At 68.3% G+C, this 22,270-nt stretch carries 19 protein-coding genes; 5 read left to right on the forward strand and 14 right to left on the reverse strand.

What is annotated here, in order from left to right:
- Positions 1–5: 5 nt before the first annotated feature.
- Complete coding sequence (fusA, locus tag QTI24_RS22495) at positions 6–2,066, reverse strand: elongation factor G (RefSeq protein ID WP_286603513.1); 2,061 nt, start codon at positions 2,064–2,066, stop codon at positions 6–8.
- A gap of 87 nt (positions 2,067–2,153) precedes the next feature.
- Between fusA and QTI24_RS22500 the strand changes: the two genes are divergently transcribed.
- Positions 2,154–2,537, forward strand: coding sequence for a hypothetical protein (locus QTI24_RS22500; protein ID WP_286603514.1), 384 nt, complete (start codon positions 2,154–2,156; stop codon positions 2,535–2,537).
- A 3-nt stretch (positions 2,538–2,540) separates the two neighbouring features.
- On the opposite strand, the gene QTI24_RS22505 is transcribed toward QTI24_RS22500, so the two are convergent.
- The 5 genes from QTI24_RS22505 to phnD form a co-directional block, all read right to left on the reverse strand.
- A complete protein-coding gene (locus QTI24_RS22505) occupies positions 2,541–3,275 on the reverse strand; it encodes a PP2C family protein-serine/threonine phosphatase (RefSeq protein ID WP_286603515.1) in 735 nt (244 codons plus the stop codon).
- Between the two features lie 15 nt (positions 3,276–3,290).
- Positions 3,291–4,412, reverse strand: a complete 1,122-nt coding sequence (locus tag QTI24_RS22510) for a serine/threonine-protein kinase (RefSeq protein WP_286603517.1) — start codon at positions 4,410–4,412, stop codon at positions 3,291–3,293.
- Positions 4,409–5,065 carry a type VI secretion system-associated protein TagF gene (gene tagF, locus QTI24_RS22515; RefSeq protein WP_286603518.1) on the reverse strand — a complete coding sequence of 219 codons (657 nt, stop codon included), beginning with the start codon at positions 5,063–5,065 and terminating at the stop codon, positions 4,409–4,411. Before tagF ends, QTI24_RS22510 begins: the two co-directional genes overlap by 4 nt.
- A gap of 149 nt (positions 5,066–5,214) precedes the next feature.
- Positions 5,215–6,222 carry a phosphate/phosphite/phosphonate ABC transporter substrate-binding protein gene (locus QTI24_RS22520; RefSeq protein ID WP_286603519.1) on the reverse strand — a complete coding sequence of 336 codons (1,008 nt, stop codon included), beginning with the start codon at positions 6,220–6,222 and terminating at the stop codon, positions 5,215–5,217.
- A gap of 4 nt (positions 6,223–6,226) precedes the next feature.
- A complete protein-coding gene (gene phnD / locus QTI24_RS22525) occupies positions 6,227–7,258 on the reverse strand; it encodes a phosphate/phosphite/phosphonate ABC transporter substrate-binding protein (RefSeq protein WP_286603673.1) in 1,032 nt (343 codons plus the stop codon).
- A gap of 244 nt (positions 7,259–7,502) precedes the next feature.
- Between phnD and QTI24_RS22530 the strand changes: the two genes are divergently transcribed.
- The 3 genes from QTI24_RS22530 to QTI24_RS22540 all read left to right on the forward strand — a co-directional run bounded on the left by QTI24_RS22530 (position 7,503) and on the right by QTI24_RS22540 (position 12,634).
- Complete coding sequence (locus QTI24_RS22530; RefSeq protein WP_286603520.1) at positions 7,503–9,395, forward strand: ATP-binding response regulator; 1,893 nt, start codon at positions 7,503–7,505, stop codon at positions 9,393–9,395.
- 157 nt (positions 9,396–9,552) lie between these two features.
- Positions 9,553–10,554, forward strand: a complete 1,002-nt coding sequence (locus tag QTI24_RS22535; RefSeq protein ID WP_286603521.1) for an ABC transporter substrate-binding protein — start codon at positions 9,553–9,555, stop codon at positions 10,552–10,554.
- 82 nt (positions 10,555–10,636) lie between these two features.
- Complete coding sequence (locus QTI24_RS22540; RefSeq protein ID WP_286603523.1) at positions 10,637–12,634, forward strand: ATP-binding response regulator; 1,998 nt, start codon at positions 10,637–10,639, stop codon at positions 12,632–12,634.
- Positions 12,635–12,644: 10 nt separating this feature from the next.
- Here QTI24_RS22540 and QTI24_RS22545 read toward each other — a convergent pair whose 3' ends face one another.
- Positions 12,645–13,721: a hypothetical protein gene (locus tag QTI24_RS22545; protein WP_286603524.1), complete on the reverse strand. Its 1,077-nt coding sequence runs from the start codon at positions 13,719–13,721 to the stop codon at positions 12,645–12,647.
- A 203-nt stretch (positions 13,722–13,924) separates the two neighbouring features.
- Between QTI24_RS22545 and QTI24_RS22550 the strand changes: the two genes are divergently transcribed.
- On the forward strand, positions 13,925–14,128 hold the full coding sequence (locus QTI24_RS22550) for a hypothetical protein (RefSeq protein ID WP_286603525.1): 204 nt from the start codon (positions 13,925–13,927) through the stop codon (positions 14,126–14,128).
- 4 nt (positions 14,129–14,132) lie between these two features.
- Here QTI24_RS22550 and QTI24_RS22555 read toward each other — a convergent pair whose 3' ends face one another.
- From QTI24_RS22555 to QTI24_RS22585, 7 genes are all read right to left on the reverse strand, one after another.
- The gene (locus QTI24_RS22555; RefSeq protein ID WP_286603526.1) at positions 14,133–14,825 is read right to left on the reverse strand and encodes a hypothetical protein; all 693 of its coding nucleotides are present in this window, start codon (positions 14,823–14,825) and stop codon (positions 14,133–14,135) included.
- Positions 14,822–15,178, reverse strand: coding sequence for a response regulator (locus QTI24_RS22560; protein ID WP_286603527.1), 357 nt, complete (start codon positions 15,176–15,178; stop codon positions 14,822–14,824). The genes QTI24_RS22555 and QTI24_RS22560 overlap by 4 nt, the downstream gene beginning before the upstream one ends.
- Positions 15,179–15,274: 96 nt before the next feature.
- Positions 15,275–16,480, reverse strand: coding sequence for a hybrid sensor histidine kinase/response regulator (locus QTI24_RS22565; protein WP_286603528.1), 1,206 nt, complete (start codon positions 16,478–16,480; stop codon positions 15,275–15,277).
- Positions 16,470–17,075: a chemotaxis protein CheB gene (locus tag QTI24_RS22570; RefSeq protein WP_286603529.1), complete on the reverse strand. Its 606-nt coding sequence runs from the start codon at positions 17,073–17,075 to the stop codon at positions 16,470–16,472. Before QTI24_RS22570 ends, QTI24_RS22565 begins: the two co-directional genes overlap by 11 nt.
- A complete protein-coding gene (locus tag QTI24_RS22575; protein WP_286603530.1) occupies positions 17,072–17,923 on the reverse strand; it encodes a CheR family methyltransferase in 852 nt (283 codons plus the stop codon). Before QTI24_RS22575 ends, QTI24_RS22570 begins: the two co-directional genes overlap by 4 nt.
- A complete protein-coding gene (locus QTI24_RS22580) occupies positions 17,920–21,399 on the reverse strand; it encodes a response regulator (RefSeq protein ID WP_286603531.1) in 3,480 nt (1,159 codons plus the stop codon). Before QTI24_RS22580 ends, QTI24_RS22575 begins: the two co-directional genes overlap by 4 nt.
- A gap of 109 nt (positions 21,400–21,508) precedes the next feature.
- A complete protein-coding gene (locus tag QTI24_RS22585) occupies positions 21,509–22,180 on the reverse strand; it encodes a response regulator transcription factor (RefSeq protein WP_286603533.1) in 672 nt (223 codons plus the stop codon).
- Between the last annotated feature and the right edge of the window lie 90 nt (positions 22,181–22,270).

Consider the following 22,270-nt stretch of genomic DNA (forward strand, 5'->3'; position numbering starts at 1 on the left):
GGCCGTCACTCGTCGTCGCGCACGCGGAACTGGCCCATCAGAGTCTGCTGGACGGCGGGCGGCACCGCCTCGTAGTGGGACAGCGCGATCGTGTAGCGCCCCTGGCCGCTCGTCATGGCGTTGAGGCGCGACTGGTAGCTCGACAACTCCGACATCGGCACCTGGCCGCGAATGACCACGGTGCCGGCCGCCATGTTCGACGTCCCGGTGACCAGACCGCGCCGCGACGACAGGTCGCCGGTGACGTCGCCGATCGAGCCATCGGGCGCCGCGATCTCGATCTGCACGATGGGCTCCAGCACGATTGCGCGCGCCTCGCGTATCGCGGCCATGAAGGCCTTGCGGCCGGCCGTGGCGAAGGCGATGTCCTTGCTGTCCACGCTGTGGTGCTTGCCGTCATGCACCACCACGCGCACGTCGACGACCGGGTAGCCGGCAATGGCCCCGGTCGTCAGCACCTCGCGCACGCCTTTCTCGACCGCCGGTATGAACTGGCCCGGGATCGTCCCGCCCTTGACCGAATCGACGAACTCGAAGCCCGCGCCGCGCGCCATCGGTTCGACGCGCAGGAACACCTCGCCGAACTGGCCGGCCCCGCCCGTCTGCTTCTTGTGCCGGTGGTGGCCCTCGGCCTGCATGGTGACGGTCTCGCGGTACGCGATGCGTGGCGGTCTCGTGTTGACCTCGAAGCGGTAGACCTCGCGCAGCCTTTCGAGCAGCACGCGAAGGTGCAACTCGCCGAGCCCGTAGACCACCGACTCGTTGGTCGCGGCCACATGCTCGACTCTCAGGCAAGGATCCTCACCGACCAGCTTGCCGAGGATCTCCCACATGCGCTGCTCATCGCCATGCCGCTTCGGCTCGATGGCCAGCCCGTGCACGGGAATCGGAAAGTCCAGCGGCGCGAGATGGACGTGGTCGTCCTCCGCGGCGTCGTGCAGCACGGAGTCGAAACGGATGTCATCGACCTTCGCCACGGCGACGATGTCGCCCGGCAGCGCACGCGGAACCTCCACGTGGTCCTTGCCCTGCAGCATAAACAGGTGGCCGACCTTGAAGGGCTTTCTGCCATCGCCGACGTAGAGCTGGCTGTCGCGCGTGACCGTGCCCTGGTGCACCCTGAAGATGCCCAGCTTGCCGACATAAGGGTCCACCGTGACCTTGAACACGTGTGCCAGCACGTGCTTCGACGGATCGGGCTTGGCTTGCATGGGCTTCGCGGCCGCGCCTTCGCCGACCAGGAAGTCCGGCGGATTGGCTTCGGTGGGGTCGGGCAGCAGCTTGACGATGACATCGAGCAGTTCCGCCACGCCGGCCCCGCTGCGCGCCGAGACGAAGCAGACGGGAATCAGGTGACCTTCGCGCAAGGCCTGTTCGAGCGGGGCATGCAGTTCGCTCGCATCGACGTCGCCATCGTTGAGATAGCGATCGACGAATGCTGCATCGACCTCGACCACCTGCTCGACCAGCGCGCGGTGCGCCGCATCGACGCCGCCAATGTCGCACTGCCCCTCGCGGTTGAAGAAGCAGTCGACGACGCGCGAGCCGCCGTCGCCGGGCAGGTTCAGGGGAAGGCATTCGCGGCCGAAGGTGGCCTGGATCTGCTCCAGAACCCCCGCGAGGTCGACGCCCTGCGCGTCGATCTTGTTGACGATGATCATGCGGGTGAGGTGCCGCGAGGCGGCGTACTCCATCATCCGCACGGCCATGGGCTCGATGCCGGTGCTGGCGTTGATGACGATCGCCGCCGTTTCCACCGCCTCCAGGGCGGGCAGGCTCTGTCCGAGGAAATCGGGGCCGCCGGGGGTGTCGATGAAATGAATCCGAGTGCCGGCGTGCGTCAGGTGCATCACCGAGGCATTGAGCGAATGCTGCATGCGTCGCTCCAGCGGGTCATGGTCGCTCACTGTGCTGCCGCGTTCGATGCTGCCCGGCGCACCGATGGCGCCCGACTTGAGCAACAGCGCTTCAGCAAGGGTGGTCTTGCCCGAGGCTGACGCCCCGACGAGCGCCAGCGTTCTTACCGCTTCCATTTCGGCCGCGAGGCCGTTCGATCGGCTTGCCATGGGTGGGTCTCCTTGACGGGCGAATCAGGGTACGGGATTGACCGGTCCGGCGCAAGCCGATGCCTTTGCAGGACAATGCCGGCCTCTATGCGCACGCAATTCATGGCTGTCAAGATTCCGGTCGCCCAGGACGACGACAACCGCCTTCACCTGCGGGAAGACAAGATCGACCAGGCGCTGCGAAGCAAGAGCCTCGGATCGGTGCTCGGCTGGGGCGACTCTCTCGGCGACGCATCTCCCAGCGGCCAGCGCCGGGTGGCCTACACCCGCGTCGATCTCGACGTCGTGGACATCGGGGCCGCGCGCACGGAACTGCAGGCAGCCCTCGTCGCGATCGGCGTGCCCGCCGGCACCGAGATCCATTACGGCGTCGAAGGCATCAGTCTCGCGGACATCTACGCCCCACCCGACTGGCGACTCGAGCAGCCGGTGGTACGACAGCCGCAACGACCCAGGGGCCGCATCCGGTAGGCCCTACCTGAGCCACAGCGCAACGGCCGTGTAGTTGTCGTAGCCGGGCTTGGCACGCGCCTTGACCTCGGCGTCGATCTTCTCGATCCATTGGTCCGGGTCGTGCGATGTCTGCAGCGCTGCGCGCAGATACGCATCGCCCAGCACCTCCCAGATACCGTCGCTGCACAGCAGCAATGCATCCCCGGCTGCCAACGGCATGCGCTCGGACACCGCGATGTCCAGCACCCCGTCCGCGGCGCCCAGGGCCGACAGCAGCAGGTTGCGCTGCGGATGCAGGCGTGCGCCTTCCTCGTCGAGGATGCCGCCCGCCACCATCTGCTGCACCAGGCTGTGGTCGATCGTGCGTGCCTCCAGTGCGCCGCCCCTGAATAGATAGGCACGGCTGTCGCCGCTGTGGGCCCAGGCCAGCTCCTGGTCGCGCAGATCGAGCGCCGCCATCACCACCGTGGAGCGCATGTTCGCGAGCATGCCGCCCTCGGCCTGGCGCGTGACCACGTCGCGGTTGGCCTGCTCCAGCAGACGGCGCAGGCCGGCGTTGTCGAGCCCCGGCGCCGCGGCGAAGCCGTCGAGCACGCTGGCGCGTGCGGTCGCCGCAGCCACATCGCCGCCGCCGTGGCCGCCGGCGCCATCGGCCACCAGGCAGGCGACGAAACGGCCATCGCTCCATTGCCCGAACACGTCTTCGTTGTAGGGCCGGCCGCCATTCTTCGACAAGGTGACGATCTCGATGTCCACTGAAGCCCCCTCACTTCATATGAATGTGACGCCGCTCTGGAGCAGCCACCACGCCGCCGCGATGGCGACGAGCGCCGCGACCGCCGCCGCCGCGACGAGGCGACCTTTTCCTGTAGGGACGGGCGGTGCCGCGGTTGCCGGCTTGGCGCCCCTGGCCGTCCTGGCCGCAGTCGGCCGCTTCGCAGCCGGCACTGCGGTCAGTCCGAGTGCCTCCCGCAGCGCCGCCATCGACTGCGGCCGCGCCTCGGGCCGCACGGCGAGCCCCGCATCGATGGCCGCAAGGAGCCGCGGGCTGTAGTGCTGCAACAGGGCCTCGCTGTTCGCGAGCGGCACGTAGGCGTCACTCAGCAGGCGCGCCACGGACGGCGGCGGCGCACGGCCGCACACCGCCACGTGCATCAGCGCCGCCAGCGCGTACACGTCCGTCCAGGCGCCCTGCGCCATGCCCGGCATGTCGGCATATTGCTCGATGGGGGCATATCCGGGCTTCAGGATGACCGTGATGGTCTGCGTCTTGTCGCTGATCACGCGCCGCGCCGCGCCGAAGTCCAGCACCACCGGTCGGCCGGAGCCTTCGAGCAGGATGATGTTGTCGGGCGCGATGTCGCGGTGGTAGCAGTGCGCGGCGTGCATCACGGCGAGCGCCTGCGTCACGCCGTCCATCATGCGCAGCAGCCAGGCCTCCTCGACGCCGCCCGGCGTGGCGGCCAGCACCTGCCGAAGCGTGTCGCCGCGGTAGAAGGGCATCACCATGTAGGTGGTGCCGCGCTCCTGCCACGACCGGTAGACCTTGAGCAGCGAGGGATGGTCGAACTGGGCCAGCAGTCGCGCTTCGTTGATGAAGCTGCGCATGCCCAGGTCGAAGGTTTCGCGATGGCGTTCAGACAGCGGCACGACCCCCCCGTCCAGCTGGCGGGCCGACAGCAGCGAGGGGAGGTATTCCTTGATCGCCACCACTCTTTCGAGCGTCGGGTCCCAGGCCTCGTAGACCACGCCGAAGCCCCCCTGCCCGACGATGCGCGTTACCTCGAATTCGGCGAGCCGGCTGCCCAGCGGCAGGCGGCCGGCGTCGACATTGTCGACCGCCTTGCGCAAGGTCGGCGCGACGGTGGGAGCGTCGCTGGCTTTGGCATTCACGGCGGCTCCAGACCCTGTGCGGAAGCGCCGGGCGCGTAGCCGAAAAGCGCCTCGAACTGGTCATCCTGCGGCAGGGCCTGGCTGGCCATGCCGAGCCCGCCTTCGGCCCTCGGATCGGTGAACCACAGCGACTGACCAACGACCGGCAATGCCAGCGCGGCCTCGCCGTCCTCGTCCAGGACCTGGTCGTTCTGGCTCGCGAACAACTGATGCAGCAGCACTTCGAAGCCGATGGCGTCCAGGTTCCTGTCCAGCCCCGCGCGCGCGGCCTGGATCGCCACGCCCCACCATTGCCGCACGTGGGCCAGCGCCTCGCCCTTGAGCTCGGAGCGCGGTGAGACGAGTTCCTGCGCCAGGGTGAAGGGAAAGTAGCGCCCCTCCCCGTCGACCGAGGGCATCAGCACGCCGACCCAGGACTGCCCGCCGATGACGCCATTGCCCAGCACGAAGCACCAGACCGGCGCTTCCAGATAGCGCTCGGTCCAGCCCTGGTGAATGACACGCAGGCGCGCCAGGCCGTTGCGCAGCCAGCGCTCCCAGACCTCGCGAAAGTCCTCGGGCAGGCGGCGATGCGCAAAGTCGCCCATGCCGGGCAGCTTGCCGAACCAGCCCGGCGCCGCGTCCGAAACGACAGGAGACGACTCGGCGCTCACGAGACCTCCGGACAAGCCAATGGAAACATCCAGTTTCCGGCGCTCGGATGCGCGCGCAAATCTGGCGAATGGCCTAGGACGCAGGACGCAAAGGGCGTAGGCCCGCATGCTGCAAAGCAGCAAGTCAGCGCGAAGGCGAATCTCGAAGATCAGCGGGCGCTGTTGCGCAACGCTGCAACCTGCTCGGCGTACTGACTCTCGACGCGTTGCAGCCGGGCCTCGCGCGCAGCCTCGTTCACCCACCGCGCATTCAGCGCACTCTGCCGGGCCAGCTGATATTCCAGATGGGCGGCCGGCAACAGGGCCTCGTTGCTCGCGGCGACGTAGCCGAAGGCCGCCCGCAAGGACTTCAGCGCCTCGCGCTCGCTGTCGGCGCGCGGCCCCGTGCCCTGCCCGTAACGCACCAGGAAGACCTGGGCCTTCTTCTGAACAGCGACCGGAACACCCTGCCGCACCACGATCTGCGCGGGAGGGGTAGGCGCGGACCGCCAGATGACCTGCAGCCGATCAGCCTCGACCGGGAACTGCTGCCGAAAGCGCTCGAAGTCGGTGGTGTTGTTGGTCGCTACGTCCGCATCGCCATTCGCCACCGCCAGCGCCGTCACCTGATGGGTGCCGATGACCTCGCCGCGAAATCGCGTCTCCATCTCGATGCGATGGGGCAGGAAAAGCTGGACCTGCGGCAGGATGAAGCCCGACACCGATCGGCTGTCGCCGCGCGCCAGCCGCCATTGCTCCGGGCGGGCCAGCAAGGCTTCGAGGTTGTCGAGCGGACCGGTCTTGCGAACGAGGAGGACAGCGCGATGGTCAGCCTCGCCCGAGTGCCGCTTCACTTGGGCCAGCACGTTCATCCGCTGCCGGGACACGGCATCAAGCGCCATCTTGGCGGACAGGAGCGCCAGGTCGACCTCGTTGCGCTGGATGGCCTGTTCGAGGGATTCGTAGCTTGTCACCGACAGCGCCGCGACCGGACGCCGCAGTGCGCGGCTCATGTCGTTGAGCAGCGGCGCCCACTTGTCGCGCGATTCGACGGCACCGCCGATGGGCAACACACCGAAGCGCAACGGGGCCTGCGGGGTGGCGTGGCTGCTGCTCTCGGCCGCGACGGCCCGCCACCCTAGCGCCCCCGCGAGCACGACCAGCCGCCTTCTCACCATGGGCTCAAGGCGCGCCCTCGCGCAGCGCCGCCTGCTGGTCGGCGTAGATGGTCTCGATGCGCTGGAGGCGGGCCTGCCGCGCCGCTTCGTTCACCCATTGCGAGGTCATCGCGCTTTGCCGCGCCAGCTGGTAGGCCAGCTTGGCCGCCGGCATCAGCGAGCTGTTGTCGGCCGGGACGAAGCCGGCCAGGTCGTGCAGCGACTTCAGCACGGCCCGCTCGGTATCGCCGCGCGGGCCCTTGCCACGGGCGTAGTCCACGAGGAAGGCCTGCACCTCCTTCTGGAAGGCGGGGCCGTAGTCGCGCCGCATCACGATCTGGGCATGCGGAATCACCTCGGATTCCCAAATCACCTGGAGCCGGTCGGCCTCCGCAGGGAACTGGAGCCTGAAGCGTTCGAAATCGGCGGTGTTGTTGGTCGCCACGTCGGCCTCGCCATTGGCGACCGCCAGCGCTGTCACCTGGTGCGTGCCGACGAGTTCGCTGCGAAATCGCGTCTCCATGACGATGTGATTGGGCAGAAAGAGCTGCAACTGCGGCACGATGAAGCCCGACACCGAGCGGCTCTCGCCGCGCGCGAGGCGCCATTTCTCCGGCTCGGCGAGCAGGCTCTTCAATGAGCTGTACGGCCCCGTCTTGCGCGCCAGCAGCAGGGCGCGGTAGCCGGGCAGGCCGTCGTGGCGAGTGACTTGCGCCACCACTTTCATGCGCCGCAGCGTGACGGCGTCGAGCGCCATCTTGCCGGACAGGAAGGCCATGTCGACCTGGTCGCGCTGGATCGCCTGCTCGAGCGCTTCGTACGATGTGACCGAAAGCATGGTCACCGGACGGCCGACGGCGCGGCTCATGTCCGCGAGCAAAGGTTCCCAGTCGTTGCGGGATTCGAAAGCGCCGCCCAGCGGAAGAATGCCGAAGCGCAGGGTCCCGGCGCCAACCGCGCTGGAGGCCCCGCCCGCCTGCGCCGCTGCGAGCACCGGGCATCCCAGCAACAGCGCCAACGCGCCGCGCAACAGCAGGGCCCGCGCGCCACGCGCCATCGCCCGCCAGCGGCCGGGCCGGATCGCGAGGGGGGCAAGGGAAGCGCCGGAAGCGCGGTGGACAGGAGCCAGCATCCTTTTGAAGCGCGTCTGCCAGGAGGCTTATTGGCCCAGGCTGGTCAAACGAGTACTGTCGAGAACACAATTAGAAACCAACTTCAACAATCGTCGTGTCATTTTTCTCGATTCATGGACCTCGGTCGGTAACGCACAGGCGGGCTCGTTGCCGGATCGTCCTGCGCTCATGAACCGGCCCTTCCGCGCCCTTCGCCACCTGGTGCGTCTCACACTGGCGCAGCAGCTCGTCCTGCTGGCCCTCCTGCCGGCGATGGTGGCGACGCTGGGCACGATCGCCGTGCTCACGCGGCAGCACCTGGCGAACGTGACGGAACTCATGCGCGCCAACGCGCAGACCGTGGCGCTGCAGGTGGCGACGGTGGCGCAATCCCAGATCCAGCACATGGACCGCCGGGCGCTGCAGCGCACCGCGCAGTCGGGCAGCTACCAGCCGCACGTGCAGCAGGTGCAGATCTGGTCGGACGACGGCGAGATCGTCGCCAACTCGGAGACCATCGACCGGCAGCGCGGCGAGGGCCTGCAGGTGGTTGCGCCGATCATCGGCGACGACGGCAAGCACACGGGCAAGGTGATGGTGGAGATGAGCCTCGACGCCGTGAGCAACGCCAAGAAAGCGGTCTGGTTCAACGTCGTGCTGGTTCTCTTCGCGAGCCTCGTGGGCGTCGGGCTGGCCGGCTGGTGGGCGGCACGGCGCATCAGCGCGCCGATCCGTGCATTGGGCGAAGCGGTCGACCGCCTCGGCGCCGGCGAAGACGCGCAGGTGAAGGTCCAGGGCACGGCCGAAGTGCGGCGCCTGCAGGACGGCTTCAACCAGGCGGCGCGTGCGCTGACGGACAGCCGCAACCTGCTGGAAAGCCGCATCGTCCATGCCACCGCCGAACTCGCCAGCAAGAACCAGCAGCTCGAAGTCGCGAGCCAGGCCAAGACGCGGCTGCTGGCCGCCGCCAGCCACGACCTGCGGCAGCCGCTGCATGCGCTGACGCTGTTTTCGGACGGCCTCGCCAATGGCGAAACCGATCCGGCGCGCCTGCAGCGCATCGGCCACATACGCGAGTGCGTCGAATCGCTCGACCGGCTGTTCACCGAACTGCTCAACCTGTCGCAGCTCGATGCGGGCGTGCTGCAGCCGCAGTGGGCGGACTTCGCGCTCGACACCCTCTTCGACGAGATCAGCCGCAACTTCCGCGCGGTGGCCGAGCAGCAGAACCTGCGGCTGGTGGTGCGAAAGACCGACGCCTGGGTGCGCTGCGACTACGTGATGCTGTCGCGCATCCTGAACAACCTGGTGTCGAACTCGCTGCGCCACACCACCGAAGGTGGCGTACTGGTCGGCGCGCGGCGGCGCGGCAAGGGCATCCGGATCGACGTGTGGGACACCGGCGTCGGCATCGCGGCGCATCACCAGGCCCGGGTCTTCGAAGAGTTCTACCAGATCGAGCCGCACGGCCGCACGGGCGGCCGCGACGCACGCGGCATGGGCCTCGGCCTTGCCACGGTGCAGCGGCTGGCCGCGCTGCTGAACACCCGCGTCGACCTCAGCTCGCGGCTCCACAAGGGCACCTGCGTCCGCGTGACGGTGCGCGGCACCGAGCCCGTGATCGGCCTGCCGCCGCCGCCCATGACCCTGCCCGGCGCCCTCGTCGAAGACCACGGCAGCCTGCGTAACGTTCGCGTGCTGGTGATCGACGACGAGCGCACCATCCTCGAAGGGCTGCAGGTCGTGCTCACGAACTGGGGCGCCGAGGTGATGGCCGCGCAGACCCGCAGCGAGGCGCTGGCCCTTGCCGACGGCTGGAGCCGGCCGCCCGACGTGGTGGTCAGCGACTTGCTGCTGCAAGGCGGCGACAACGGCCTGGACGTGCTCGCGGCGCTGGAGCGCCATCCGAACGGCATTGGCCCCGGCACCGCGCGGTTGCTCGTGACCGGCGAGACCAAGCCCGACCGCCTGCGCGAAGTGGCGAGCGCCGGCGTATCGGTACTCTACAAACCGGTGTCGCCCAAGGTGCTGCGGCAGGCGATCCAGACGCAACTCGCCACGGTCCGGGAGCCGGCCCTGTAGGGGATACGACGTCTGACATAGGCCGACAGGCTGCGGCTTCGGGCCCTCCCCCAACGGCGATGCGACCGCCCGCTTGCCGACATAAGCCCTCTGCCTTATCGCGCCCCGGGAGCCGCATCCGTACATTGGGTTCTGTCACCCACTGCGGATGCAGTCCATGTTTGCCAATCGTTTCTCTCTACTGCTTCGAAGGCATTGCGCCACTGTGGCCATGGGCCTCGCCTGCGCAGTGCTGCCCGGCACCGGCGCAGCGGCGGCAGTGATCACGGTGCTCATGGCCGACGAAAGCGCAGCCCACACGGAATTCGTTCGCCAGCTGCGCGAAACGCAGGAAGCGGGTAGCCGCGTGGAATTGATCCACCTGGTGGCGGGCCGGCCGGTCAGCGAGAGCGTAGAGGAAGACCACGCGGCGGCCGCCATGCGCACGCGCGGCGCCCGGGTCGCGCCGGCGGACATGCCCATCACGATGGCGGTCGGCGTGGATGCGGCACGGACCGCCATCGAGCGCCCCGGCCAGGACCCGCTGGTGCTCGCGATGCTGAGTCGCCTCGACTACGAAAGCCTCAAGGGCAACCCCGCCCTGCGGCGCCCGGACCGCTGGACCGGCGTGCTGCTGCGCGAGCCCGCCATGGCCGACCAGATCGCGTTGATCGACGCCGTGATGCCGCAACGGCGCCGGCTGGGCGTGGTGGCCACCACCGAATCGGAACCCATGGTGCGCGAACTGCAGCGCGCCGCCACTGGCTGGGACCTGCAGGTGGAATACGCGCCGGACGCGAAGGCGCTGGCCTCCGTGCTGCGGCGGCTGGTGCCGCGCAGCGATGCATTGATGGTGCTGCCCGACCTGATCGGCGACAGCCAACCCGCGACCCTGGCCGTGCTGCGCGCCGGCGCCAGCGCCGGGCTGCCGGTGTTCGGCACCAGCGACGGGCTGGTTCGCTCCGGCGGGCTTGCCGCGGCGGTTTCCACGCCGACGCAACTGGCCCAGCAGGCTCGGGTGCTCGGCCTGAAACTGGCCTCGAACTCCGCCGCGGGCGGCGTGCTGGTCGAGTGCGCGACCCCTTCGACGGTGCGGGTCAACCCCACGGTGGCGCGCGGCCTGGGCATGCGGCTGCCCGAGGAACGCGAACTCACGGAGCGGGTCACCGCCATCCGATGACCGCCGCGCAGGACCGCTCCAAGCAAGGTCGCACCCCCTCGGGGGGCTGCGAGGACACGAAGTGCCGAGCGTGGGGGCACCAATGACAGCTCCGACACATCGCCTGATCGCACCTGCCGTTTCGGCCGTGCGACCATCCACGCCGCCGGTTGCCGCCGACGACCGCGCCCTCGTGGTCGACGGGAGCCTGCAGCGCGATCTGTTCCGGCTCGGCGTGGTGCCCTGCGCGGCGGTGGCGCTGGCGCTCACGGGCTGGTTCACGAACAGCCGGCTCGACACGCTCGAATCCGCCTTCGACGCCGAAGGCCAGGCCGTCGCACGCCAGGTGGCCGCGATGTCCGACCTGAGCCTCTATGCCGGCGACCTGCCCGCGCTGCAGAACGTCGCCAACGCAGCGCTGAGGGGCGGGCAGGTCACGCGCGTCGAGATCAGCAACAGTGCCGGCGTCTACGTGACGGCCGGCCCGAAGACCGCACCGCTCGCGAAGCTGCGCATGTTCACCGCACCGGTCACGCTGCGCGAAGCCTCGCGCGCCTCGGCCTTCGCGCCGGTAGGCGCGACCGCGGCCGGCGAGACGCCGATCGGCCTGGTGCAGACCTTCCGCGACACCACAGCCTACGATCGCGAACGTACGCGCTCGCTGATGGCCGGGATCGGCATCGCGATGATCGCCCTGCTGGTCGCCTGGGCCTGGGTTCGCCACACTGCACGCGCCGTCGCCCAGCCGCTGCGACGCATCTCGCGCGCCGTGGCCGCCCTGCAGGCGGGCCAGTTCGACGCGCGCTGCAACGTCGTCACGCTGGCCGGAGACGACGGAGACCCCGACCGCGGCGCACGGCGCGCCCAGCACGAGCTGGCGAACCTCGCGCACGACATCAACCGCCTGGCCGAGCGCCTGCAGCGCAACCGCCAGATCAGCGAGGAGCGGGTGTGCGAAGCCACAGCCGTCGCGTTGCAGCGCATGGCCGAGGCCGAGCAGGCCGCGTTGTCCCGCGCCCGCTTCCTGGCCGCCGCGAGCCACGACCTGCGCCAGCCGCTGCATGCCATGGGCCTCTTCATCGACGGCCTGCTGCCGACTGCCACGCCGGCGCAGCGCCCCGCCGTGCTGCGGCTGCAGGAGGCCACCGAGTTCATGACGCTGCTGCTCGACGACCTGCTGGAAATCTCGCGGCTCGATGCGCAGGTGCTGACGCCCACCATCGCGAGCGTGTCGCTGGCAACGGTGTTCGACCAGCTCGACGCGCAACACGCCGCGCCGGCGGCCGCCGCGCGCGTGCGCCTGATGTGGGAGGACCGCGGCCTGGCGGTTCGCACGGATGCCGCGCTGCTCCTGCGCATCATCGGCAACCTGGTCAGCAACGCCATCCGCCATACGCCAGCCGACGGCACGGTGCTGGTGGCGGCGCGCCGAAGCAGCGGCTCCGTTCGCATCGAAGTGCGCGACAACGGTGTCGGCATCGCGCCCATCCACCAGGCGCGCATCTTCGAGGAGTTCTACCAGGTCGCGAACACCGAGCGCGATCGTCGCCAGGGCTTCGGACTCGGCCTCGCGATCTGCGCGCGCATCGCCACCCTGCTCGGCACGCGCATCACCCTTCGCTCGGCGCTGCAGGCGGGCAGCACCTTCGCGATCGAACTGCCGGCCGCCAACCCGCGCGAGGTGACGCCGCCCGCGCCGGAGCCGGTGGCGGCGGCGCCGCTGGCCGGCGTGCGCTGCCTCGTCGTCGATGACGATCCGGCGATCCTCCACGGCAGCCGTACCCTGCTCGAACAATGGGGCTGCCAGGTCGAATGCGCACCCAGCCGCGCGGAAGCGCTCGTCCGGCTCGGTGAAGCCGGCTCGCACTTCGACGTGGTGCTGTGCGACCTGCAACTGTCCGGTGACGATGACGGCATGGAGGTCATCGACGCCACGCGCCGGCTTCAGCCCGACGCGCTCGCCGTGCTGGTGTCGGGCGCCACCGGACCCGAGATCCTGCAGCGCCTGCGCCAGGGCGGTGTGATGCTGCTCACCAAGCCGGTCGCACCGGCCAAGCTGCGCGCACTGTTGTCGACGCGGCGGGTTGCGGTTCCGGCCTGAAGGGGCGTCTTCAGTTCACCACGCCGAGGTGCAGGAAGCCGGCGGTGTTCACGTTGCTTCGGGCGCCGACCATGGCTTCGAGTTTGCCCATGCGCATGAAGAAGTAGCCGCCGGGGCCGTCCGAACTGCGCATGCCGAGCGGGCCATCCGCGCCCATGGCATGCAGCGTGAAGTTCGCCGAGGTCTGGGTGCCGGTCTCCGGGGCCGTCGACGTGATCGAGAAGCTCGTCGCAGAAGCGACGACGGTGTCCATGGTGCCGCCGGTCGATCCGCCGACCCCGTTGAACGCGCTCCAGCTCGACGCTTCGGGGAAGCCGATGGCGAAGACGGTATTGCCCGCACCGGCGGTCGGCGACCCGCCTGCCGACAGGTATACGTTCTCGCCCTCGACGCGGGCGATCGCGAAGCGGCCGAGGAACGTGCCGTCCGAGCCGGTCAGCCCCCACATGCCGGTCTCGGCGTCTGCGGTGATCGTGCTGACGTTGACCGATGCAGCCGGGCACTTCTCCACGCGATAGATCCCGCTGTCCACGCATTGCGTCATCGTCGTGCCACCGCCGGAAATGCGGACCTGCCCGATGAAGGAGTCACGTCCCGTGGGCGTCGAATCGACCCGGAAGCGGTTGTAGACGCCGTCCAGGTTCGCCTGCGTCGTCACGAGCGCGCGCGACGCGATAAAGGGGTACGCGGCGTAACTGACCGGGTTCGAGTTCGGCACCGCCAGCGGAACCGCGCCGACGACCGTGTCATTGAAGGCAAACAGCCCGGACGTGTTGGCCTGCGTGGTGATGCGGGCATTCGAAATGCCATAGCGCCCCGCCGGCGCCGACGGTTTGACCAGGGTGCCCGAGTTCGATCCGCCGGCGCTGTCCGTCACGGTGTAGGTGAGCTGGTCGAAGTCGATCTTGAGAACTTGGCGAGAGCCGTTCGTCGCGAAGAACTTGAAGTCGCCGTTCCGGGCGTCGGGGGTCGCCTTGGCACCTCCGCCATCCGTCGGCGCGAAGGTGCCACCGCTCCCTCCGCCTCCACAACCCGCCAAGCCAGCCATCAACGCAGCGGCCACCCAGGCCTTCGTCAGATCCTTCATCAAGCCCTCGCAATTCGTTGTGTCACACATCGACCGGCAGGCGCCGGACTCTCCGAGGCCGAAATGTAGCCTAGACGAATCATTTATGTATCAAGATGTACCTTTACCCCTCAAAATGGAGGATGGCCGGGCCGCTACCCGTTGCTAGGATTCCACATCTCTTGAACGGTGGACGCAGCGCACGAGGAAGGACGAGACGACAGATGGAACCGATGCACTGGCAGTACATGGGCGCGCTTGGCGGCGTGATCGGCATCGGCTGGCTGGTGGTCGTGCCGATGTACCGGGGCTGGAATCAGCTCAACGAAAAGATGACGGGCAGCGTGAAGCAGAGCATTCGCATGGTCGCGGAATGCGAAGGCCGGACAGCGGCGTCCACCATGGCGGCGACGCTGCAGGGGAAATGAAAACTCAGGCGGACGCCTGGCCTGTCACCAGCGCGAAGCGCACGGCATCGGGCTCGACCGCGACTTCGTAGCCCAGCCCGTCGGCCAGCGATTGCAGCGCGATGGCATCGATCGCCAACGCACGCGGCGCCCTGTGGGCACCGGCCACCGGATCGGCCGCTGCCGGTTCGCCGGGCGTGGCCGAGAAGCGCAACCCATCGGCGCCGTGCGCCTCGACGTCGATCGCGCCCACATGCGGCACGCTGTCGTGCAGATAGCCCAGCGCACCGAGAAACATGTAGCGCAGGGCCGCTCCTGACGGAAAGCTCGGCTCGTCCTCTTCGGGCGACAGGTCTTCGCCGATATGAAGTGCGACGCCATGGAGGTCGAAAGCCACGCGCATCAGCGCCGTGCACTGCGCGACGAGTTCGCTGCGCTTGATGCCTTCGTCGTGCGTGGCGAGTTCCCAGTCGCGCAGTGAGCGCACGCCGCTGGCGAGTGCGCTGACCTGGTTTTCGATCAGCGCGACCCGCTCCCCCCACGCGGCCGCATCAGGATTCTCCGCCGCAGTCACCTGGCGCTTCAGCAGCAGGATGCCCATGCGGATGACCGACACCGGCGCGGCCATGTCGTGCCGCAGGGCCGGGAGCGCGCGCGTCAGCAACTCGTGCCGCACGCCGGCGGCCATCCAGCTGCGCGCGCCGGGTGAAGCCTTCATCCGGCGGCGGCTCGCGTCAGGATGCGATCGAGGACTTCGAAGTCGATCGGCTTCTGCAAATGGTGGTCGAACAGCCCGGCACTGGCACTGGCCTCGTCGGCCGAATAGCCGGAGATGGCCACCAGCAGCGGCGGCTCGCCCCGTGCACTGGCGCGCAGTCGCCGCGCCACTTCGGTGCCCGGAAAGTCCGGCAGCGTGAGGTCCACGAGTGCGGCATCGAAGACTTCGCTGGCGGCAACGTCCAGGGCCTGCTGACCGGAGTAGGTGCAACGCGCCTTGTGGTCCTGCAGAACAAGGAGTTCCTGCAGCAGGTCCGCCGCGGCCTCGTTGTCGTCAACGATCAGAACGTTCACTTCCAAATCTCCCTGAGCCAAAGTTTCAGAGTATCGGACTGCACCCGGCCTGTGCGATGTAGGACACGGTCGCACCCTGCGCACGCCGGCCCGTCGTCAGCATGGCGTCGTCGCCACACGCATAGGCAGCGTCACGCGGAACTCCGCGCCCAGGCCCTGGGCGCTTTCCAGACGGATCTCCCCGCCGTGCGAACGCACGATTTCCCGCGTGATGTAGAGACCGAGCCCGAGGCCGGGTGCGTGCTTGCGGCTGTCGTCCGTGCGCTCGAACTGCTCGAAGATGCGCTCCTGGTCCTCCGCGGCAATGCCGATACCGTTGTCGCGCACAGTCATCAGCGCCGTGTCGCCGGCCTCGGCCACGATGACCTCGATCGGCTTGCCGCCGCCATAACGCAGCGCATTCGTCAGCAGGTTGGTGAGTACCTGCTCGATGCGGAAATCGTCCCAGACGCCCTCGATGCGTGGGGGCGCCTTCAACTCGACGACCGAGCCGGCAGCCTCCGCCTGCTGCGCCAGGTCCGTGACCACGCCGCGCGCCAGCGCCGCGAGATCCGTTGGCTTGGGGCGGATCGAGAGCGCGCCCCTGCGCATCCGCGTGACGTCGAGCATGTCGTCGATCAGGCGCACCATGTTCTGGATCTGGCGCTGGTCGCGTTCGATCATCGCAGGCAGCCGCTCCGGCCCGAATGGCGCCATGTTGCCTTTGGAGAGATGCAGCTTGCGCACCTGCGTTTCGAGGAACAGCGTATTGAGCGGCGTGCGCAGTTCGTGCGACACCATCGACATGAAGTCGTCGCGCATGCGCACGGCGCGCTCCAGTTCGCGCTGGGCGCATTGAAGCTGCTGCACCAGCGCTTCCTGCTGGCGGTTGGCCTCGGCCAGCGCGTCCATCTCGTGCCGCAGTGCCTTGCGGTGGCGGTACAGGTCCACGAAGACCGACACCTTGCTGTTCACCGCATGCGCATCCAGCGGCTTCTGCAGGAAGTCGACCGCACCGCTCTCATAGCCCTTGAAGGCGTAGTTCATCTCGCGGCCGGCCGCGCTGACGAAGATGATCGGAATGTGCCGTGTGCGCTCGGTGCCGCGCATCATCTCCGCGAGCTCGAACCCATTCATCTCCGGCATCTGCACATCGAGGATCGCGAGCGCGAACTCATGCTCCAGCAGCAGCGCGAGCGCCTGCTCCGCCGACGTCGCCTGGAACACCCGCCGCGCCGGTCCGCGGATCAGCGCCTCCAACGCCAGCAGGTTCTCCGGCAGGTCGTCGACGATCAGCAACTTGCTTTCGACATCAATGGGCATGGGCGGAATCCAGTTGCAGTAGGAGCGCGCGAATGTCGCGCAGTGGCAGCACGTGATCGGGGGAATGGGCGCCGAGGGCCGCGTTGGGCATGGTCGGGATCTCGGCCTCGGCCGGGTCCTGCACGATGGTCAGGCCGCCCGCCTGGTGGATGCGCAGCAGCCCTTCGGCGCCGTCGTCGTTGGCTCCCGTCAACAGCACGCCCACCAGCGAAGGCCCGAAGGCGTCGGCGGCCGAACTCATCAGCACGTCTATCGCCGGCCGCGAATGCAGCACCGGCGGCTCGCAGCTCAGCGAGAAGCTCAGATCGCGCTCGATCGACAGGTGGTAGCCCGGCGGCGCGAAGTACAGCGTGCCCCCCTGGACTGGCGCCTTGTCCGCGGCTTCGAACACGGGGATCGGCAGCCGGTGCCTGAAGACCTCCGCCAGCCGGCTTTCGTACCCCTCGGGCAGATGGATGACCACCGCCACCGGAAGGCGCCACTGCGCAGGCAGGTCGGCAAGCAACGCGATCAGCGCGTCGACCCCGCCGGCGGAGGCGCCGATCACGACGGCCAGCGTCTTGCGAGCCATGACGGAAGATTGCTCCTGCTTCATGTCAATTTTCTGAAGATGCGTTCACCGCGCGACAGCACATCGAATCGATCGGCGTAGCTTGAAAAATCGATGCTCTCCTTCGCGCCGAGCCCCAGGAAGCCGCGATGGCAGAGCGACTCGTGGAACAAGCCCAGCGCCCGGTCCTGCAGTTGCCGGTTGAAGTAGATAAGCACATTGCGGCAGGACACGAGTTGCGTCTCGGCGAAGACCGCATCGGTCGCAAGGCTGTGGTCGGCAAAGACCACGTCCACGCACAGCGATGGATCGAAGCGCGCGGCGTCGTAGGCCGCGGTGTAGTAGTCCGAGAAGGCCCGCAAGCCGCCCGCGCGCTGATAGTTGGCCGTGTAGAGCCTGATCGCCTCCAGCGGAAAGATGCCCTGCCGCGCCTTGTCCAGCGACGAGGGATTGATGTCGGTCGCGTAGATCTGCGTGCGCTCCAACAGGCCTTCCTCGCGCAGCAGGATCGCGAGCGAGAACACTTCCTCGCCGGTACTGCAGCCCGCCACCCACACCTTGAGCGAGGGATAGGTGTGCAGCATTGGCACCACCTGCCGGCGCAACTCCAGGAAGTAGCCCGGATCGCGGAACATCTCGCTCACCGGAATCGTGAGGTACTGCAGCAGCCGCGCGAACATTGCCGGATCGCGCAGCACCTTGTCCTGCAAGGCCGAGATGCTCGGCAGCCCCAGTTGCGCCAGCGCGTACAGCACGCGCCGCTTCTGCGAGGCGCCGGTGTAGTTGCGGAAGTCGTAGCTGTACTTGAGATAGATGGCCTCCATCAGCAGACGCAGCTCGATGTCCGTGTCGCTCGGCGGATGCAGCGGTGGGGGCGGTGCGCCGGGAATCACAGTCGCTCCATCTTGGGCATCCACACCCGCAGCAGCGAGAACAGGCGATCGAGGTCGACCGGCTTGGCGAGGTAGTCGTTGGCGCCCGCCGCGAGGCATTGCTCCTGGTCGTCCTTCATGGCCTTGGCGGTGACCGCGATCACCGGCAGCTTCGCGAAGCGCGGGTCCTGACGCAGGCGGCGGGTGGCTTCGAGGCCATCCATCTCCGGCATCATCACGTCCATCAGCACGAGGTCGATGTCGCGCACCTGGTCGAGCTTCTCCAGCGCCTCGCGGCCGTTGCGGCCGATCTCGACCATGGCGCCGCGCTGCTCCAGCGCACTGGTGAGCGCGAAGATGTTGCGCACGTCGTCGTCGACCAGCAGGATGCGCCGGCCCTCGAAGACGCGGTCGCGTCCGCGCGCGGTCTTGAGCATGGTCCGGCGCTCGCTCGACAGGTCCGCCTCGACCTTGTGCAGGAACAGCGTGACTTCGTCCAGCAGCCGCTCGGGCGAGCGCGCGCCCTTGATGATGATCGAGCGCGAATAGCGCAGCAGTTCGGCCTCCTCGTCGCGCGTGAGGTTGCGGCCGGTGTAGACGATGACCGGCGGGAAAGAGACGATCTCTTCCGTCGCCATGCGCTTGAGCAGTTCGGAGCCCTGCATGTCGGGCAGCCGCAGGTCGGTGATCATGCAATCGAAGACGCGCGTGCGCAGCAGCTCCAGTGCCTCCTCGCCCGATTCGACGGCGGTGATGACCACGTCGTCGTCGCCGATGAGCTTGACCACGCTTTCGCGCTGCAGGGCATCGTCCTCGACCAGCAGCACGGCCTTGAGTTTCTGCGTGAGCTTGTCCTCGAACTTGCGGAACACCTCCATCAGCTGATCGCGCGACGTGGGCTTGAGCGCATAGCCGATCGCGCCCATGTGCATCGCGGCTTCCGAGCTGTCCGCCGCGGAGACGACGTGGACGGGAATGTGGCGCGTCTGCGGATCGTCCTTCAGTCGCTGCAGCACGCCCAGGCCGGGGCTGTCGGGCAGGCGCATGTCGAGCAGGATCGCATCGGGGACGAACTGCGTCGCGAGGCTGAAGCCATCGGCCGCGCCGTGTGCGACCAGGCAACGGTAGCCGAGCTCATGCGCGAGGTCGTAGAGGATGTGAGCGAACTGCGGCTCGTCCTCGATCACGAGCACGCGGCGAGTCTGGTCGCGCGGCAAGGAGCGGTCGTCCGCGAACTGCGGCGCCGGGACGACCGCCGTGACGGGCGCGGGCGGCGCCGACGGCAAGCCGGCTTGCGCACGCGCGGCCGACGGGGCGGGACTGGCGTTCGCATCGGCCGGATTTTCCTTCGCTTGAGGGGCGCGCGCAGGCAGTTCCAGCGTGAAGGTGCTGCCGGCGCCGGGATCGCTGCGCACGGCCAGCGTTCCGCCGAGCAACTCGGTCAGGTCGCGCGAGATCGACAGGCCCAGGCCGGTGCCACCATAGCGTCGGCTGGTCGTGCCATCGGCCTGGCGAAAGGCTTCGAAGATCACGTCCTGCTGGTCGTCGGCGATGCCGATGCCGGTATCGCTCACCGCAAAGGCCGCGCCGCCGCCGGGCACGCCGGACACGGTCAACACCACCTCACCGTGGTCGGTGAACTTGAGCGCGTTCGACAGCAGGTTCTTCAGGATCTGCTCGACCCGCTGCCGGTCGGTGACCAGCGTGGCCGGCGCATCGGACCGCAGGTCGAGCCGGAACTTGAGACGCTTCTGTTCGACCAGCGGCGTGAACATCATCTCCAGGCTGTGAGCCAGCTTCTCGGTCGCGACCTCCTCCGCCACGACTTCCATCTTGCCCGCCTCGACCTTCGCGATGTCGAGGATGTCGTTGATCAGCACCAGCAGGTCGTTGCCCGATGCGTAGATGGACTCCGCGAACTTCACCTGCTCGGCGCTGAGGTTGCCCTGCGGGTTGTCACCCAGCAGCTTGGCGAGGATCAGCGCGCTGTTGAGCGGCGTGCGCAGCTCATGCGACATGTTCGCGAGAAATTCCGACTTGTACCGGCTTGCGCGCTGCAGCTCGTCGGCCCGCTCCTCGAGGTCGCGTTGCGCGCGGCGCAATGCGGCGTTGCGCAGGTCCAGCGCCTCGGTGCGCTCCGAGAGCTGGCTGTTGGTCTGCTCCAGCTCGGCCTGCTGGTTCTCCAGCGTGGCCTGCGAGGCGCGCAGTGCGCGCGACTGCTCCTCCAGTTCCTCGTTGGCGGTGCGCAGTTCCTCCTGCTGCACCTGCAGCTCTTCGTTGAGTTGCTGGGTCTCGGCCAGCGCGTCCTGCAACTGTTCGCGGTAGCGCACCGCCGCGATCGAGCTGCCGATGTTGCCGGCGACCAGATCGAGCAACTGGTTCGCTTCCTCGCCCGGCGGCTTCAGAAGGCCGAGTTCGACCACGCCGTTGACGATGCCGTCGTTCGCCACGGGCAGCACAAGGGCGGCGGCCGGCGGCATCTCGCCGAGGCCCGAGTTGACCTTGAGGTAGTCGGCGTTCACCGGCTCGATGAGCATGCGGCGCTTCTCGGCGGCCGCCTGTCCCACGAGGCCTTCGGTCGGCGCGAAGACTTGCGGCGAAGCTTCGGCCTCGCTCGAGAAACCGTAGCTCGCGACGCGGCGCAACGCGCCGTGCCGCTCGCGCACATAGAGCGCGCCCACCGGACTGTCGACACGGCGAGAGAAGAAGGCGAGTACCTTGCGTCCCATCTCCTGCGCACTGAGCTCGCCGACCAGTTCGCCCGCTAGCTCGGTCTGCGCGCCGCGCAGCCAGGCCTGGCGTTGCAGCGTGCCGGCATGGGCCGCCTGCTCCCGCAGCACGCTGTCATACCCTTCGGACAGGCGCATCAGCTGGCGCCGGCCGAAGTAGGCCAGCAGGCCGGTAGTGATCAGCGTGAAGAGCACGAACAGCGCGACGATCGCCAGGCTGGTGCGGTTGGCTTCGCCGTTGCGCTCGAAGCGCAGGTTCTGCTCTGTGTCGTTGAAGGCGTTGTACTCGGCCCGGATCTCGTCGGTGATCCGCTTGCCGCGGCCGAGTCGGACCGGCTGCTGGTAGTCGCCGCCGCTGCGGCGCAGCTCGATCATCTCGCGCGCAAACTGATTCCACGCGTCCTGCAGCGCGGCGATGCGATCGACCCGCTCGACCTGCGCCCGGTTGTCCGCCACCAGCGTCTTGAGCGCACCGAGGTCGTTCTTGATACGCGGCAGGTTGCTTTCGTACGGCTCCAGGAAGCTCTCGTCGCCAGTGATCAGGAAGCCCCGCATCCCGGTTTCGAGATCGATGCTGCGGCGCTGGACTTCGCTCGCGGCGCGAGTCACGCGATCGGTGTGCTCCACCCAGCCGATCACCGACAGCAGGTACGCGATGAGCGCGACGAAGACCACGGCGCCGACGATCCCGCCGGCGAGCGGCAGCTTCAGGTTGCGGCTGAGCAGGCGTTGGAAGTCCTCGGGGTCGATCGCGGAGGGAGTGTTCATGAAGCGGTCAGTCGTCGAAGGAGGCAAAAGCCTCCGAGACTGCCAGAGCCTGGACCGTCCCCCTGTCGGATAAGGCCGCGAACGTGAAGCCGCCGCGCGGTCGGCGCGTTCAACCGCAGGCGGCACGCCCCGAAGAGCCCGAGTCCAGTTCGCTGAATGCACGCACCAGATCCGGCAGTGAGCGCGCACCCATTTTTTCCATCGCGTTCGCGCGATGCAGTTTCACCGTGCGTTCCGCGGTGCCGAGCGCCGTGCCGATCTCCTTGTTGAAGGCGCCTGCCACGACCATGGCCGCGACCTGGCGTTCGCGCGGCGTGAGCGTGGCGTAGCGCGCCTTCAGCGCCGCGATCTGCTGAAGCACGCGGCGTCGGGAGAGATGGTTGGTCAGCGCGTTCGTCACGGCGCCGAAGAGCGTTTCCTGATCCACCGGCTTGAGGAAGAAGTCCGCCGCCCCGGCCTTCATGGCGCGCAGGGTGTCGTGCGCGCTGGCCTTGGCCGTGAGCACGATGACCGGCAGGGGCTCGGCGCTGCGCGTGACCACGTCCTGCAGGTCGAGCCAGTCGGGGCCCGGCATGTGGAGGTCGAGGATCAGGCAGCCGGGCTCGTCGCCGATGCCTTGACGGAGCAGCTCGCTGATGGAACCGTAGTCCCGGACCGTGTGGCCGGCCGTCATCAACTGGCCACATACCGCGCGCCGGAATGCGCTGTCGTCATCGACCACGCGGATCACGAGCGTCTCTGCATCCTGGTGACCGGAAGCGCCATCCTTGGAAAGTGTCATGTTCGATTTCGCTGATCCTGCGGCCTCGTTGCCGCCGAGTGCATCATACGAACACGTATCCCGGACCCATGGCCGATTGCGCGCCGTCGG

This window comes from Variovorax sp. J22P240, assembly GCF_030316855.1.
In the GTDB taxonomy this organism is placed as follows: domain Bacteria; phylum Pseudomonadota; class Gammaproteobacteria; order Burkholderiales; family Burkholderiaceae_C; genus Variovorax.

What these genes read in the sequence shown, in the direction of transcription:
- fusA (WP_286603513.1), bottom strand. Translation starts at nt 2,066, where the DNA reads ATGGCAAGCCGATCGAACGGCCTCGCGGCCGAAATGGAAGCGGTAAGA.
- QTI24_RS22500 (WP_286603514.1), top strand. Translation starts at nt 2,154, where the DNA reads ATGCGCACGCAATTCATGGCTGTCAAGATTCCGGTCGCCCAGGACGAC.
- QTI24_RS22520 (WP_286603519.1), bottom strand. Translation starts at nt 6,222, where the DNA reads ATGGTGAGAAGGCGGCTGGTCGTGCTCGCGGGGGCGCTAGGGTGGCGG.
- phnD (WP_286603673.1), bottom strand. Translation starts at nt 7,258, where the DNA reads ATGGCGCGTGGCGCGCGGGCCCTGCTGTTGCGCGGCGCGTTGGCGCTG.
- QTI24_RS22530 (WP_286603520.1), top strand. Translation starts at nt 7,503, where the DNA reads ATGAACCGGCCCTTCCGCGCCCTTCGCCACCTGGTGCGTCTCACACTG.
- QTI24_RS22535 (WP_286603521.1), top strand. Translation starts at nt 9,553, where the DNA reads ATGTTTGCCAATCGTTTCTCTCTACTGCTTCGAAGGCATTGCGCCACT.
- QTI24_RS22540 (WP_286603523.1), top strand. Translation starts at nt 10,637, where the DNA reads ATGACAGCTCCGACACATCGCCTGATCGCACCTGCCGTTTCGGCCGTG.
- QTI24_RS22545 (WP_286603524.1), bottom strand. Translation starts at nt 13,721, where the DNA reads ATGAAGGATCTGACGAAGGCCTGGGTGGCCGCTGCGTTGATGGCTGGC.
- QTI24_RS22550 (WP_286603525.1), top strand. Translation starts at nt 13,925, where the DNA reads ATGGAACCGATGCACTGGCAGTACATGGGCGCGCTTGGCGGCGTGATC.
- QTI24_RS22555 (WP_286603526.1), bottom strand. Translation starts at nt 14,825, where the DNA reads ATGAAGGCTTCACCCGGCGCGCGCAGCTGGATGGCCGCCGGCGTGCGG.
- QTI24_RS22565 (WP_286603528.1), bottom strand. Translation starts at nt 16,480, where the DNA reads ATGCCCATTGATGTCGAAAGCAAGTTGCTGATCGTCGACGACCTGCCG.
- QTI24_RS22570 (WP_286603529.1), bottom strand. Translation starts at nt 17,075, where the DNA reads ATGAAGCAGGAGCAATCTTCCGTCATGGCTCGCAAGACGCTGGCCGTC.
- QTI24_RS22580 (WP_286603531.1), bottom strand. Translation starts at nt 21,399, where the DNA reads ATGAACACTCCCTCCGCGATCGACCCCGAGGACTTCCAACGCCTGCTC.
- QTI24_RS22585 (WP_286603533.1), bottom strand. Translation starts at nt 22,180, where the DNA reads ATGACACTTTCCAAGGATGGCGCTTCCGGTCACCAGGATGCAGAGACG.